A 14,651-nucleotide genomic window follows, 5' to 3' on the forward strand; every position below is an offset into this window, starting at 1 on the left:
TCGCGCACCACCCGTTACCGTCTGCACCCGTGAGGAGGGGGTCGACCGTGTCCGGCTCCCAGTCCTCCCTGCGCGGGGCCAACCGGGCGCTCATCGTCGAGGCCATCCGCCGGTACGGCGGGCTGACCCAGGTGGAGCTCGCCGGCGCCACACGCCTGTCGGCGGCCACGGTGTCGACGATCGTCAAGGAGCTGCTCGCGGCGGACGTCGTCGAGGTCCGCACGACGACGCGGTCCGGCCGCCGGGCGCAGCTCGTCACGCTGGCCCGTCGCGTCGGGCTGGCGGCGGGGCTGCACATCGGCGACCGGCACATGCGGATCGCGCTGTCGGACTCCTCGCACGAGGTGCTCGTCGAGCAGGTGCTCCCGCTGCCGCACGAGCACCGCGTCGACACGACGCTGGACCGGGCGGCGCTGCTCATCATCGACCTGCTCGAGCGCGTCGGCTCGGGGCTGGAGGATGTCGTCGGCATCGGCATCGGCCTGCCGGCGCCCATCGACGTGGCGACGGGGATGATCTCCGTGCGCGGCATCATGCGCGGCTGGGACGAGGTGCACATCGCCCACGTCATGTCCAAGCGCCTGTCGCGGCCGGTGTTCGTCGAGAACGACGCCAACCTCGGCGCGCTGGCCGAGAGCCGGCTCGGCGCCTCCCGGGACTACCACGACGCGGTCTACGTCCGGGCCTCCTACGGCACGGGTGCCGGCATCGTCCTCGGCGCCACCGTCCACCGCGGGTTCGCCGGCACCGCGGGGGAGATCGGGCACGTCCAGGTGGACCCCGCCGGCAACATCTGCCTGTGCGGCAGCCGCGGGTGCCTCGACACGGTCGTCGGGGCGCGCGCGCTCATCGAGCCCCTGCGCGGCAGCCACGGCAGTCTCACGCTGCGCGACGTCATCGCCCGCACCGTCCAGGGCGACCCCGGATGCACGCGCGTCGTCGCGGACGCCGGGGCGACGATCGGCTACGTCGTCGCCAGCCTCGCGATGGCCGTCAACCCGCAGTGCATCGTCGTGGGCGGTGAGCTCGCCGAGACGGGGGAGGTCCTCATCGGACCCATGCGGGACGCCATCCGCCAGCGCGTGCTGCTCAACCAGATCGCGCCGCTCGAGGTCGTCCCGGCCCAGCTCGGGCCGCGCTCCGAGGTCATGGGCGCGCTGCTGCTCGTGCTGCAGTCCACGGACGTCAGCCGCCACGTCGAGGACGTCGACGTGCTCGCCGCGGGCGAGGTGACGGCGTGACCGGTCACCCCGTCGGGTGCCGCCGACTACCGGACCCGCGACGGCAGGGGCGAGGATCGTCCCCCGTGCAGGGGCAGGGGGACGGGCACGGGGACGAGCGGGTGCACGAGGAGCAGCACGACGACGTGCAGGACGGCGAGCGGGTGAGGGGACGATGAGCGGCGACGCGCAGGCACGGCCGGCAGGGCAGCCGCCGGCGCCGCTGCTGGCGCTGCGGCAGGTGAGCAAGTCGTTCGGGGCGGTGGAGGCGCTCGTCGCCGTCGACCTCGAGGTGCACCCGCACGAGGTCGTCGCGCTCGTCGGGGACAACGGCGCCGGCAAGTCCACCCTGGCCAAGGTCGTGGCGGGGGTGCTCACGCCGGACGCGGGCCTCGTCGAGCTGGACGGGGAGACCGTCCAGGTCCCGACGCCGTCGGCCGCGCACGCGCTCGGCATCGCCACGGTGTTCCAGGACCTCGCGCTGTGCGAGAACCTCGACGTCACCGCCAACCTCTTCCTGGGGCGGGAGCGGGTGGCGGGCGGCCTGCTCGCCGAGGGGGAGATGGAGACGCAGACGCGCGCGACCCTCGACGCCCTCAACGCGCGCATCCCGTCCGTGCGGACGCCGCTGGCGCAGCTCTCGGCCGGGCAGCGGCAGTCCGTCGCGATCGCGCGGACGCTCATCGGCTCGCCGCGCCTCGTGGTGCTCGACGAGCCCACCGCCGCCCTGTCCGTCGTGCAGACGGCGGAGGTCCTCATGCACATCGAACGGCTGCGCGACCTGGGCCTGGGCGTCGTGCTCATCAGCCACAACATGAACGACGTGCGGGCCGTCGCCGACCGCATCGTCGTGCTGCGGCACGGCCGCAACAACGGCACCTTCGACGCGGCGTCGGCGAGCTACGAGTCGATCATCGCGGCGATCACCGGGGCCAGCCACGCCGGCGCGCGGGGCTGAGGCGGTGACCGTGGGCGGCGCCGGGCCGGAGGTCGGTGCCGTGCCCGGTGCCGTGCCCGGTGCCGTGCCCGGTGCCGTGCCCGGTGCCGTGCCCGGTGCCGTGCCCGGTGCCGTGCCCGATGTGGTGCCCGGTGCCGTGGTCGACGCGGCACCCCGTTCGTCGGTGGGCGGGCGGCCGCGCCTCGTCGCCACCGACCTCGACGGCACGCTCCTGCGCAGCGACGGCACGGTCAGCCCCCGGACGGCCGCCGCGCTGGTGGCGCTGGAGGAGAGGGGCATGCGCGTCGTCATGGTGACCGGGCGGCCGCTGCGGTGGATGGACGACCTGTGGCGGTACGTCGGCGCGCACGGCGTGGCGCTGGTGTCGAACGGTGCGCTGGCGTGGGACGCCCGCGAGGGCCGCGTCCTGGAGGTCGCGGCGCTGCCGGACGACGCGGTGCGGGCCTGCGTCGCGGAGGTCCGTCGCCGGGTGCCGGGCACGACGTTCGCGCTCGAGCGGCTCAGCGGCTTCTCCCGCGAGCCGGGCTTCGGCGGCCGCGGCACCCTCCCCGCCGAGGCGCCGGGTGCGGCGGGGACGCCGGCGGAACGCGCGGGCGGTGCGCTGCGGGTCGCGCCGCTCGAGGCGCTGCTCGACGCGGACGCCGCCGACGGTCCCGACCCGGTGGTGAAGCTGCTGGCCCGGCACGGGACGCTGGCGCCGGACGACTTCTGGCGGCGGGTGGAGGAGGTCGTCGCGACCCGCCTGACGGCGACCCGGTCCGCCACGACGTCGCTGGTCGAGCTCAGCGCCGCCGGCGTGACGAAGGCGTCGGCGCTGGCGCGGCTGTGCGCGGACCTCGGCGTGGTGGCGGCGGACGTCGTCGCCTTCGGGGACATGCCCAACGACGTGCCGATGCTGACCTGGGCGGGCCGGTCCTGGGCGATGTCCGGGGCACACCCCGCGGTCGTCGCCGCCGCGGACGCCACGGCCCCGGGCTGCGACGAGGACGGCGTCGCCCGCGTCCTCGAGCAGCTCTTCGCCCTGCCCCACCCCTGACCCCCGCGGCACCGCCGCCGTCCCTGTCGGCGGCCCGCCGAGCACCGCGGGGTGGTCCGTCGGTGCGGCGATCCGTTGTGCCGGTGAACCCGGGACCGGCGTGTCTCCGCCGACACGCGGGCGCCCAGGCCCTTTGCCGCACCGGCGGACCAGCGAGCGCCGGGGGAGTGGCGGCCGGCGGCGGCGCTGTGCCGGGTGCGGCGCCCAGGAGGGGAGGCCGGTGACGGGTCGGTGCGGAGCGCAGTGTCAACACGGGGCGGACGCGGCGTGTCGGGAACGACACGCCGCGTCCCTCTCGGCTCTCCGCACCGACCCGCCGCGCGCTGGTCCCGCGCCGATGCGAGGAGGGCCGACGGGCATGATCCAGGGCGGGCCGGGGCCCGATCCGCGTCTCCGGGCCGGGCGTCAGCGCGTCAGGGCCGGGGCGGGGAGGGTCAGCGGGGGGTGGCCGTGGTGGTGAGGGCGACGCCCGCCAGGACCACCGCGCCGCCGACGAGCTGCGCGGCCGACAGCGGGTGGCCGAGCAGCGCCGTGGCTGCCGCGGTGAACACGGTGATGAGGTTGAGGTACACCCCGGCGCGCGACGGCGGGACCGTCCGCAGCGCGGTGTTCCACAGCACGTACGACCCCACCGACGGCAGCAGCACGATGAACACCAGCGCCCACATGCCGGCGGCGTCGCCGGGCAGGCGCAGCCCGGCCACCGCGACGACCGGTGCCAGGCCGACCACGACCACCAGCGCCTGTGCCGCCGTGGACGCGACCGGCGGCAGCCGCGGCCCGCGTCGCCCGATGACGGTGTACGCGGTCCACGTCGAGATCGCGCCCAGCATGAGCAGGTCCCCGCCGTTCACGCCGCCGGTCAGGACGGCGGCCGGCCGGCCGTCGGTGAGCACGACGACGACGCCGACGAACGCCACCGCGACCCCGAGCACGCCGCGCGCGGTGACCCGCTCGCCCAGCAGCGCCACCGCCGCGAGCACGATGAGCGCGGGGTTGACGGCGTTGACGATGGCGGCGTCGAGCGGCGTCGTCAGCCGCAGCGCCGCGTAGAGCAGCAGCGTGTAGCCCGCGAGCCCGGTCGCACCCAGCGCGAGCACCCACGGCCACGCCCGCGCCACGGCCCGCCAGTCGGGCCGCTCCAGCACCTGCGCGACGAGCACCAGCAGCGGCAGGGCCAGCAGCCAGCGCAGCCACACGAGGCTGAGCGGCCCGGTTGCTGCCACGGCGGTCGGGCCGACGACGTAGTTGCCGGCCCAGAAGAGCGTGGCGCCCACCAGCGCCGCCACAGCGAGGACCTGCGCCCGGCGGCCACCACCCGTCGACCCGCCGGCGGTGCTGCCCACCGACGTTCCCGCCGACGCGCCCGCCGACGTGGCCGGTGGCCCTCCCGGCCGGGCCGACCCGGTCACCGGAAGACGATCGTGCGGTGCCCGTCCAGGAGCACGCGGTGCTCGGCGTGCCAGCGGACCGCGCGGGCCAGCGCGCGGCGCTCGACGTCCTGCCCGAGCGCGACGAGGGCCTCCACGCCGTGCGTGTGGTCCACGCGCTCGACGTCCTGCTCGATGATCGGCCCCTCGTCGAGGTCGCCGGTGACGTAGTGCGCGGTGGCGCCGATGAGCTTCACGCCGCGGTCGTGGGCCTGGTGGTAGGGCTTCGCGCCCTTGAACGACGGCAGGAACGAGTGGTGGATGTTGATGACGCGGCCCGCCAGCGCCCGGCACAGGTCGTCGGACAGGATCTGCATGTACCGCGCGAGCACGACGAGCTCGACGTCCAGCTCCTCCACCAGCGCGAGCAGCCGTGCCTCCGCCTCGGCCCGCGTCGCCGCCGTCACGGGCACGTGGTGGAAGTCGATCCCGTAGAACTGCGCGAGCGGCTCGAGCACGGTGTGGTTGGAGACCACGGCGACGAGCTCGACCGGCAGGGCCTCCGAGCGCTGGCGGAAGGCCAGGTCGTTGAGGCAGTGCGCCGCGGTGGAGCCCATGACGAGCGTGCGCACCGGCCGCCCGACGACGTCCAGCGTCCACGCCAGGCCGAACTCGCCCTCCAGCGCGCGCAGCCCGGACTCGAGCGCGGCGCGGGGCACGGCAGCGGTGACCTGGACGCGCATGAAGAACAGCCCGGTGCCGGCGTCGCCGAACTGCTGGGACTCGGTGATGTTGCCGTCCAGCCCGGCGAGCAGCCCGGAGACCGCGTGCACGATGCCGGGCCGGTCGGGGCACGAGAGCGTCAGCACCCAGTGGGTGGGCACGCCGGCCGGCACGTCGCCGGAGGCGGACGTCACGGGCTGATCCGATCGGTGGGACACGGGTGCCGAGAGTAGTGCGCCCCGCCCGGGGGCTGACACGATGGCCGCATGACGGAGGACGCGCTCGACATCCGACCCGTCGGCGGCCAGGACGCGGGGGAGCTGCTCACCCTGCGCCGTGCGGCCTTCGTCACGGAGGCCCAGGTCTACGGCGACCCGAACATCCCGCCGCTGACGCAGACGCTCGACGAGCTGCGCGAGGACCTGCGCGCGGTCGGCGTCATCACGCTCGGGGCGTGGCGCGGGCACCGCCTCGTCGGGTCGATCCGGGTCCTCGTCGAGGGGACGAAGGCCACCCTCGGGCGCTTCGCGGTCGCGCCGGACCTGCAGGGCCAGGGCGTGGGGACGCAGCTGCTGCTCGCGGTCGTGCCCTACCTGTCCGAGGGCGTCGAGGAGATCTGGGTCTTCACGGGCCGCGACTCCGTTCACAACATCGCGATGTACGCCAACCAGGGCTACGAGCGCCAGGAGGACCGCACGGCGGGCGACCTCACCTACGCCTACCTGCGCAAGATCGTCGGGGACGACGCCGACGCCCCCTCCGACCAGCCCGCCTGAGACACCCCTCGTCGCCGGTGCCGGTCGCGGTACCCTCGCCAGGTCGCGACTGGCGCACGGGTGGGTCACCACCGGGGAGCGACGCTGCAGCAGACCACGGGTCGGACGCCTGGGCCCCCGGTCACCCCGCACGGTCAGCTAGTCAGTCCCCCCACGCGACCGGTGTGCGAGGGGTGCCGGACGTGAGCCGGCGGCACCCCGAGGACCGCACCGGGACCGTCACGATCCGCCAGGAGAGCCATGAGCGCCGACCAGATCACCCGCCCGTCGCTGCTGGACCAGAGCATCGGCGAGGTCGACCCCGAGATCGCCGCCGTCCTCGACGGGGAGCTCGCCCGCCAGCAGGACACCCTCGAGATGATCGCCAGCGAGAACTTCGTCCCGCGCGCGGTCCTCGAGGCGCAGGGGTCGGTCCTCACCAACAAGTACGCCGAGGGCTACCCGGGTCGGCGCTACTACGGCGGCTGCGAGCAGGTCGACGTCGCGGAGACCATCGCGATCGACCGCGCGAAGGCGCTGTTCGGCGCCGAGCACGCGAACGTCCAGCCGCACTCCGGCGCCACGGCGAACGCAGCGGTCCTGCACGCGCTCATCCGCGCAGGGGACAAGATCCTCGGCCTCGAGCTGGCCCACGGCGGCCACCTCACGCACGGCATGAAGATCAACTTCTCGGGCCGGCTCTACGACGTCGCCTCCTACGGCGTGGACCCCGACACGTTCCTGGTCGACATGGACAAGGTCCGCGAGGCGGCGCTCGAGCACCGCCCCGACGTCATCATCGGCGGCTGGTCCGCGTACCCCCGCCAGCTCGACTTCGCGGCGTTCCGCTCCATCGCCGACGAGGTGGGCGCCAAGCTCTGGGTCGACATGGCGCACTTCGCCGGCCTCGTCGCCGCCGGGCTGCACCCCTCGCCCGTGCCGCACGCGGACGTCGTGTCCTCGACGGTGCACAAGACGATCGGCGGCCCGCGCTCGGGCTTCATCCTCTCCCGCGAGGAGCACGCCAAGAAGCTCGACTCCGCGGTCTTCCCCGGCCAGCAGGGCGGCCCGCTCATGCACGTCATCGCCGCCAAGGCCGTGGCGTTCAAGATCGCCGGCAGCGAGGCCTTCCGCGACCGCCAGGAGCGCACGCTCGAGGGCGCGCGGATCATCGCCGAGCGGCTGACCGCCCCCGAGGTGGCGCAGGCCGGCGTCTCGGTCCTCACCGGCGGCACGGACGTGCACCTCGTCCTCGTCGACCTGCGGCACTCCGAGCTGGACGGCCAGCAGGCGGAGGACCTCCTCCACGCCGTGGGCATCACCGTGAACCGCAACGCCGTGCCGTTCGACCCGCGCCCCCCGCGCGTCACCTCCGGCCTGCGCATCGGCACGCCGGCGCTGGCCACCCGCGGCTTCGACGCCACGGCCTTCGCCGACGTCGCCGACGTCATCGCCACGGCGCTGACCCAGGGCGCCGCGGCGGACGTCGATGCCCTCAAGGCCCGCACGGCCCGGCTGGCGGAGCAGTACCCGCTGTACGCCGGCCTGCGTCAGTACTGAGCGGCGGCGCCATGACGGCACAGCTGCTGGACGGCACGGCCACGGCCGCGGCCATCAAGGCGGAGCTCACGGAGCGGGTCGCCGCGCTCGCGGCGCGCGGGGTCGTGCCCGGTCTGGGCACCCTGCTCGTGGGCGACGACCCCGGCTCGCGCTGGTACGTCGCCGGCAAGCACAAGGACTGCGCGGAGGTCGGCATCGCCTCGCTGCGCGAGGACCTGCCGGCCGACGCCACCCAGGAGGACATCGAGGCCGCGGTGCGGCGCCTGAACGAGGACCCGGCCTGCACCGGGTTCATCGTCCAGCTCCCGCTGCCCGCGGGGATCGACACCCAGCGCGTCATCGAGCTCGTCGACCCCGCCAAGGACGCGGACGGGCTGCATCCGACGAACCTCGGCCGGCTCGTCCTGCGTGTGGCGGAGGACCTCGACTCACCGCTGCCCTGCACGCCGCACGGCATCGTCGAGCTCGTCGAGCGGCACGGGATCTCCTGGCGCGGGGCCGAGGTCGTCGTGGTCGGGCGCGGGGTCACCGTGGGGCGCTCGATCGGGCTGCTGCTGACCCGCCGGGCGGTCAACGCCACCGTGACGCTGACGCACACCGGCACGCGGGACCTGGCGGGGCTCACGCGCCGGGCCGACGTCGTCGTCGCGGCGGCGGGCGTGCCGGGCATCGTCACCGCGGACATGGTGAAGCCGGGCGCCGTGGTCGTCGACGTGGGCGTCTCGCGCGCGACCGACCCGGAGACCGGGAAGAGCCGGGTCGTCGGGGACGTCGACCCAGGCGTGCGCGAGGTCGCGGGCTGGGTCTCGCCCAACCCCGGCGGCGTGGGCCCGATGACCCGCGCGATGCTGCTGCGCAACGTCGTCGAGACCGCGGAGCGCGCGGCGCGCTGACGACGGGCGGGGCGTGGGCGATGAGCGGGCGATGAGCGGGCGATGAGCGGGCGATGAGCGGGCGATGAGTCCGTGCCCCGCCCGCGGTCTGCCCCACCAGGACGGGACGCACGGGGCGTCCCGACGACGAGGGGAGCCCGCCATGGGCAAGGTCCGTCCGCACCTGTGGTTCGACCACGAGGCCGAGGAGGCCGCGACGTTCTACGCCGCGACGATCCCCGGGTCGAGGATCACGCACGTCAACCGCGCGCCGGAGGGCGTGCCGGGTGTCGAGGCCGGCGCGGCGTTCGTCGTCGAGCTCGAGCTCGACGGCATGCCGGTCACCTTCCTCAACGGCGGGCCGGGCCACCCGCAGACGGACGCGTTCAGCCTCGTCGTCGACTGCGCGGACCAGGCGGAGGTCGACCACTACTGGGCCGCGCTGACCGCCGACGGCGGCACCGAGGGCCAGTGCGGCTGGTGCCAGGACCGCTTCGGCGTGTGGTGGCAGGTCGTCCCGCGCGGCATGGAGGAGGTGCTCGCGGGCGACGACCCCGAGGGCACCCGGCGGGCGATGGGGGCGATGTTCGGCATGCGCAAGGTGGACGTCGCGGCCCTGTGGGCGGCGTACCGCGGGGAGACGGCCACCGTCTGAGCCGGGCCCGGACGCCGCAGGGTCGTGTCGGTGCCCTGCGGCAGGATGTCCGGGTGCTGACCGTCGCCACCGTCAACGTCAACGGCATCCGTGCCGCCGCCCGCCGGGGCATGGGCCTCTGGCTCGACGAGCGCAAGCCCGACGTGCTGCTCCTCCAGGAGGTGCGCGGGTCTGACGAGGTGCTGACCGAGCACCTGCCGGGGGACTGGCACCTCGTGCACGAGGAGGGTGCGGCGAAGGGGCGGGCCGGGGTCGCGGTGGCGTCCCGGCTGCCCTTCACCGCGGTGCGCGTGGGGCTGGGCACCGACGTCCCCGGGGACGCGGGGCGCTGGGTCGAGGCCGACCTCGAGGCGCCCGGCGGCGCCCTCACCGTGGTCTCGGCGTACCTGCACTCCGCGACGGTCGGGACCCCGTCGCTCGACGAGAAGTACGCCTATCTCGAGGTCGTGACCGCCCGGATGGCGCAGCTGGCCGACGCGACGGCGCTCGTCGGCGGCGACCTCAACATCGCCCATCGGGAGGTGGACCTCAAGAACTGGAAGGGCAACCTGAAGAGCGCCGGCTTCCTGCCCGAGGAGCGCGCGTACCTGGACCGGTGGTTCGGCGACCTCGGCTGGCGCGACCTGGGCCGGGACCTCGGCGGACCCGGGCCGGGGCCGTACACGTGGTGGTCCTGGCGGGGTAAGGCGTACGACAACGACGCCGGGTGGCGGATCGACTACCAGCTCGGCTCGCCGGATCTCGCCCGCCGGGCCGTCCGCGCGCAGGTGGACCGGGCCGCGACCTACGCGGAGCGCTTCTCCGACCACGCCCCGCTCGTCGTGGAGTACGACCTGTAGAGGTCGTGCCCTGACGGGTCAGTAGCGGATCGCGTCGATGACCTTGACGCGGACCGCGACGACGGCCGGGATGAGGCCCGCCAGGGCACCGACGCCCGTCGCGGCCGCCATGCCGACGAGCGCGGCCGACACCGGGAACGGCGGCATCTCCTGGATGGCCCCGCCGAACACGCGGTCCACCGGCACGGACTTGATGATCGCCACGGCGAGCACCACGCCGACCGCTCCGGCGACGACGGTCGCCACGACCGACTCCATGAGCACGCCGAAGAACACCCGCCCCGAGGTGGCGCCGAAGGACCGGCGGATGCCGATCTCGCGGATGCGGTAGCGGACGGTCACGAGCGCGATGTTCACCAGGCCGAGGCCGCCGAGCAGCAGCGCGAAGGCGCCGACCCCGATGCCCACCCAACGGGCGGCGCCGTCGATGTCGAAGGTCTCGCCCCAGCCGCGGTTGTCGCTGACGTCCACCTGCAGGCCCGGCACGGCGGCGGCCATGTCGCGGGAGATCCGGGCGCCCAGCTCGTCGGCCATGTCGGCGGGCACCCACACGGACAGGGTCGGCGGCCCGCCGCCCCAGGCCGGGTTGGCGGTGCCGTACCAGTGCGCGAGCTGGTCGTAGAGGACCATCGCGAACGGCTCGGGGTTCTCGTACCCCTCGTCCATGACGCCGATGACCGTGGCGCGCACCGGGTCCGTGCGGCCCAGCAGGACGGTGGGGTGGTCCGCCACGCGGGCCCCGACGCGGTCGAGGAAGGCCTCGTTGACCACCAGCGTCGGCGCGTAGGCCTGCGCGTCGGCGGCCGTGAACCACCGGCCCTCGGTGATCGGGATGCGCTGCAGGACCCCGGCCGCCGGGTCGACGGCCCGCACGCCGATGTCCTGCACGCCGTTGCCGGGGAAGCGGATGGGCGCGCCCGTCCACAGGTCCCGCGTCGACCAGGTGAGCCCGTAGCGGGCCAGGGTCTCGGCGTAGGCGGCGTCGACGCGGGCGTTGTCCTCCTCGGTCGTGGCGCCGGTCATCGACCACGCGCTCACCATGAGCGTGACCTGCCGGCCGGCCTGCCGGTCCGTCTGCTCGGCGAAGGCCTGCTTGAGCATCGCCACCGCCGCGGTGACCCCGGTGATGGCCGTGACGGCCACGGCGACGCCCACGAGGGCGAGCAGCACGCGCAGCCGGTGGATGCGCAGCTCCTGCCACGCCTCGACGACGGTGCTGACGAGGCCGGTCACGGTCCGACCACCGGGCTCGTGACCTCGGTGCGGGCGGCATCCGGTGCCGCTGCCGGCGGCGCGGCAGGCACCGACGGCGCGAGCACCGGCGGCAGGCTGCGCCCCGACGCGTCGTGCGTGCGCTCGGCCAGGTCCACCGGCACGTCGCCGACCCACTCGGTGACGCGCCCCGGCTCGCCGAGGCTCACGGGAACGAGCACGCCGTCGGCCAGCCGGTAGCAGCGCTGGGCGCGCGCGGCCACGGACAGGTCGTGCGTGATGGTGACCAGCGCCGCCCCCGTGTCGGCGGCGACCTCGTCGAGCAGGTCCATGACGCTGGCGCCCGTCTCGACGTCGAGGGCGCCGGTGGGCTCGTCGGCGAGGATGACGCGCGGGCCGCGCACGAGGGCGCGGGCGATGGCGACGCGCTGCTGCTCACCGCCGGACAGCTTCTCCGGCATCGTCTCCAACCGGTCGCCCAGGCCGACGCGCTCGAGCATCGCGGCGGCCAGCGAGGTGCGCCGCCAGAACTGGCGACCCGGCGCGTACATGAGCGGCGCGACGACGTTCTCCAGCGCGGTGCGCCCCGGCAGCAGGTTGAACTGCTGGAAGACGAAGCCGAAGTCGCGCCCGCGCCGCTTCGTCCGGGTGCGCGACGAGAGCCGGCCGATGGGCACGCCGTCCAGCAGGTACTGGCCCTCGGTGGGGGAGTCGAGCAGCCCGAGGATGTTGAGCAGCGTCGACTTGCCGGTGCCGGAGCGCCCGACGACGGACACGTGCTCACCCGTGTCGACCGCCAGGTCCACGCCGCGCAGGATGTGCAGGCGTCGGTCGTCGGGCAGCAGGACCGAGCGCGTGACGCCGGTCAGCTCCAGGAGCGCGCTCATCCGCCGCACACCGCCGGGTCGTACTGCGACGGGTCGGCGCAGTCGACGGCCGCGTCGGCCACCGGGATGAACTGCAGCACGTGCTCGCCGGGCTCCAGGCCACCCGTGACCTGGACCATCTCGCCGTCGGTGAGCCCGAGGGCGACCTGCCGCAGCTCGCCCTCCGGGGCCGCGTCCGTGACGACCCAGACGTTGCCGTTCTGCACCGAGCCCTGCACGGCGGTCACGGGGACGACGACGCCGTCGGCCTGCCCGTTGGTGATCTCCAGGTCCGCGCCGAGGCCGGCGAACGCGGTGACGCCGGCGGGCACGGCGCACGTGACGGTCCCGGACGCCGTCGTGCCGTCGGGGCTCGTCGCGACGCCCGTGCCGGCGCCGCCGGCGTCCGTGCCGGTCCCGGTGCCGCCGGCCACGGCGCCGATCCGCATTCCGGTGCAGGTGAACGGCGCGGGCCCGCCCTTGAGCGTGACCTGGGCCTCCGTCGGGGCGTTGACGAGGCGGTACTGCTGCTCGGGCGTGAGCGTGCCCGTGACCGACAGGGTGCCGGGGGTGACGCTCGCGACGACGTCGCCGATGGCGACCTCCTGCCCGACGAGCACCGGCAGCGTGAGGGTCCCGCCGACGGGCACCGTGATCGTCGTCGTCGTGACCTTCGGGGCGCGCTCGGTGACGGTCTGCTCCCCGGTGGTGGGGTCGGTCGTGACGACCGGCTCCTGCGGCGTCTCCGTCCGGATCTGCACGATCCCGGCATCGGGCCCGACGCCGACGCCGTCCGTCGCCAGGAGCTTGGCGACGGTCCCGGCCGCCGTGGACTTCACGGGGACGGCCGGGTCGGCCACGACCGACCCGGCGACCTTCACCGTGTTGACGACGGTCCCGGTGGCGACCTCGACGGTGGGCTCGACGAGCTGGCCGCCGGGGACCAGCGGGTCCTCCGCCGTCTGCAGCTCGGCGCCGCTGAACGCGATGCGCACGAGCGCGACGGCGATGACCGCCCAGATGACCAGGCGCAGGGCGGGGAAGACGATGCGACGGGTGACACCCACGGTGGTGCGCCTCTCGGGTCGGGGGCCGGCTGCCCCCCAGCCGACCACGCGACCCTAGCGGCCGGCATCGTCCCGCAGGAGGAGATTCGGCCCCCGAGTTGCACGACTGTGGTTCCCGTGCTGCCGCCGCGTCGCCCCACCGGGGGAGGACGGCGGCACCGTGTCAGCGACCCGCCGGCGTCAGGCCCAGCGAGAGCCCGGCCAGACCACGGCGACGGCCGGCGAGCGCGGTCGCGACCCCGCGCAGCGCCTGCGCCCCCGGGCCGCCGGGGTGCGCCGCGACGACGGGCACGCCGGCGTCGCCGGCCTCCCGCACGGGGACGTCGAGGGGCACCTGCGCCAGCACCGGCACGTCGGTCCCCGTCAGGCGGGACAGCTCGTCGGCGACCTGACGCCCGCCGCCGCTGCCGAAGAGCTCCAGGCGCGTGCCGTCCGGCTGCTCGAGCCAGGACATGTTCTCGACGACGCCGACGACCCGCTGCCGGGTCTGCACGGCGACCGAGCCGGCGCGGGCGGCGACCTCCGCGGCCGCCGGCTGCGGCGTGGTGACCACGACGATCTCGCTCGTCGGGAGGAGCTGCGCCACGGAGATGGCGATGTCGCCGGTGCCGGGCGGCAGGTCGAGCAGCAGCACGTCGAGGTCGCCCCAGAACACGTCCGCGAGGAACTGCTGCAGCGCGCGGTGCAGCATCGGTCCGCGCCACACGACGGGCTGACCCGCGGGCACGAACATCCCGATGGACACGACCTTGACCCCGTGCGCGACGGGCGGCAGCAGCATGTCGTCCACCCGCGTCGGCGCGCGGTCCACGCCCAGCATGCGCGGCAGGCTGAAGCCGTGGATGTCGGCGTCGACGACGCCCACGCGCAGGCCCTCCTGCGCGAGCGCGACCGCGAGGTTCGCCGTCACGGTCGACTTGCCCACCCCGCCCTTGCCGGACGCGATGGCGTAGACCTTCGTCAGCGAGCCGGGCTGCGCGAAGGGGATGACGGGCTCGGCGGTGCCGCCGCGCAGGTGGGCGCGCAGCTCCGCGCGCTGCTCGGGGCTCATGGCACCGAGCGCGACGTCGACGGACGCGACCCCCGCGACGCGGAGCGCGGCGGCGGTCACGTCGCGCGTCAGGGTGTCCTTGAGCGGGCACGCGGCGACGGTGAGGTCCACGCCGACCACGACGTGCGCGCCGTCCGGGCCCGACCCGGCCACCTCGACCGACCGGACCATGCCGAGCTCGGTGATCGGCCGGCGGATCTCGGGGTCCTGCACGGCGCCCAGCGCGGCGCGGACGGCGTCGACGAGGGCGTCCGACGACGGGCCGGCGGAGGGCGTCGTCCCCTGGTCGGGGACGTCGCGGCGGACGTCGCGGCGGACGTCGACGGGGTCAGCGGGACGAGGGTCGGGCACGGGTCCCATCGTAGGTGGCGACGGAGGACCCTCCCGTGGGACCCCCGGCCACGTCCTCCGCGGGCGCCGCCGCCGCGCGCGGTGCTTCCTCCGGCACGACGGGGACGGCGGTGGTG

14 protein-coding genes and 1 riboswitch are annotated in these 14,651 nt (G+C 75.2%); of the genes, 8 read left to right on the forward strand and 6 right to left on the reverse strand.

The annotated features are described in order from the left end of the window. The first annotated feature begins 47 nt into the window (after positions 1–47). The 3 genes from AC2TDM_RS04855 to AC2TDM_RS04865 all read left to right on the forward strand — a co-directional run bounded on the left by AC2TDM_RS04855 (position 48) and on the right by AC2TDM_RS04865 (position 3,214). A complete protein-coding gene (locus AC2TDM_RS04855; RefSeq protein WP_090034063.1) occupies positions 48–1,241 on the forward strand; it encodes an ROK family transcriptional regulator in 1,194 nt (397 codons plus the stop codon). A gap of 154 nt (positions 1,242–1,395) precedes the next feature. Continuing rightward, entirely contained in the window at positions 1,396–2,178 is a 783-nt protein-coding gene (locus tag AC2TDM_RS04860) for an ATP-binding cassette domain-containing protein (protein ID WP_484635970.1), read from the forward strand. Positions 2,179–2,188: 10 nt separating this feature from the next. Next, the gene (locus AC2TDM_RS04865) at positions 2,189–3,214 is read left to right on the forward strand and encodes an HAD family hydrolase (RefSeq protein ID WP_484635971.1); all 1,026 of its coding nucleotides are present in this window, start codon (positions 2,189–2,191) and stop codon (positions 3,212–3,214) included. 434 nt (positions 3,215–3,648) lie between these two features. Here AC2TDM_RS04865 and AC2TDM_RS04870 read toward each other — a convergent pair whose 3' ends face one another. Both AC2TDM_RS04870 and purU read right to left on the reverse strand, forming a co-directional pair. Further along, positions 3,649–4,560 (reverse strand): DMT family transporter, encoded by a 912-nt coding sequence (locus AC2TDM_RS04870; protein WP_484635972.1) that lies wholly within the window; start codon positions 4,558–4,560, stop codon positions 3,649–3,651. Between the two features lie 62 nt (positions 4,561–4,622). Continuing rightward, a complete protein-coding gene (purU, locus tag AC2TDM_RS04875; RefSeq protein WP_484635973.1) occupies positions 4,623–5,501 on the reverse strand; it encodes a formyltetrahydrofolate deformylase in 879 nt (292 codons plus the stop codon). 72 nt (positions 5,502–5,573) lie between these two features. On the opposite strand from purU, the gene AC2TDM_RS04880 reads away from it, so the two are divergent. From AC2TDM_RS04880 to AC2TDM_RS04900, 5 genes are all read left to right on the forward strand, one after another. Continuing rightward, a complete protein-coding gene (locus tag AC2TDM_RS04880) occupies positions 5,574–6,083 on the forward strand; it encodes a GNAT family N-acetyltransferase (RefSeq protein ID WP_090034067.1) in 510 nt (169 codons plus the stop codon). 35 nt (positions 6,084–6,118) lie between these two features. Beyond that, positions 6,119–6,205: riboswitch (ZMP/ZTP riboswitch) on the forward strand. 118 nt (positions 6,206–6,323) lie between these two features. Further along, positions 6,324–7,622, forward strand: coding sequence for a serine hydroxymethyltransferase (gene glyA / locus AC2TDM_RS04885; RefSeq protein ID WP_484635974.1), 1,299 nt, complete (start codon positions 6,324–6,326; stop codon positions 7,620–7,622). A gap of 11 nt (positions 7,623–7,633) precedes the next feature. Next, entirely contained in the window at positions 7,634–8,515 is an 882-nt protein-coding gene (locus AC2TDM_RS04890) for a bifunctional methylenetetrahydrofolate dehydrogenase/methenyltetrahydrofolate cyclohydrolase (RefSeq protein WP_484635975.1), read from the forward strand. 142 nt (positions 8,516–8,657) lie between these two features. Continuing rightward, entirely contained in the window at positions 8,658–9,149 is a 492-nt protein-coding gene (locus AC2TDM_RS04895) for a VOC family protein (protein ID WP_484635976.1), read from the forward strand. Between the two features lie 53 nt (positions 9,150–9,202). Continuing rightward, entirely contained in the window at positions 9,203–9,988 is a 786-nt protein-coding gene (locus AC2TDM_RS04900) for an exodeoxyribonuclease III (RefSeq protein WP_484635977.1), read from the forward strand. Positions 9,989–10,006: 18 nt separating this feature from the next. On the opposite strand, the gene AC2TDM_RS04905 is transcribed toward AC2TDM_RS04900, so the two are convergent. The 4 genes from AC2TDM_RS04905 to AC2TDM_RS04920 form a co-directional block, all read right to left on the reverse strand. Then, a complete protein-coding gene (locus AC2TDM_RS04905; protein ID WP_484635978.1) occupies positions 10,007–11,221 on the reverse strand; it encodes an ABC transporter permease in 1,215 nt (404 codons plus the stop codon). Next, positions 11,218–12,087, reverse strand: a complete 870-nt coding sequence (locus tag AC2TDM_RS04910; protein ID WP_090034116.1) for an ABC transporter ATP-binding protein — start codon at positions 12,085–12,087, stop codon at positions 11,218–11,220. Before AC2TDM_RS04910 ends, AC2TDM_RS04905 begins: the two co-directional genes overlap by 4 nt. Next, the gene (locus AC2TDM_RS04915) at positions 12,084–13,133 is read right to left on the reverse strand and encodes a permuted SH3 domain-containing protein (RefSeq protein ID WP_484635979.1); all 1,050 of its coding nucleotides are present in this window, start codon (positions 13,131–13,133) and stop codon (positions 12,084–12,086) included. Before AC2TDM_RS04915 ends, AC2TDM_RS04910 begins: the two co-directional genes overlap by 4 nt. 163 nt (positions 13,134–13,296) lie before the next feature. Further along, positions 13,297–14,535 carry an Mrp/NBP35 family ATP-binding protein gene (locus tag AC2TDM_RS04920; protein WP_484635980.1) on the reverse strand — a complete coding sequence of 413 codons (1,239 nt, stop codon included), beginning with the start codon at positions 14,533–14,535 and terminating at the stop codon, positions 13,297–13,299. Positions 14,536–14,651: the final 116 nt, after the last annotated feature.

Source organism: Cellulomonas sp. plas2 (assembly GCF_057221735.1).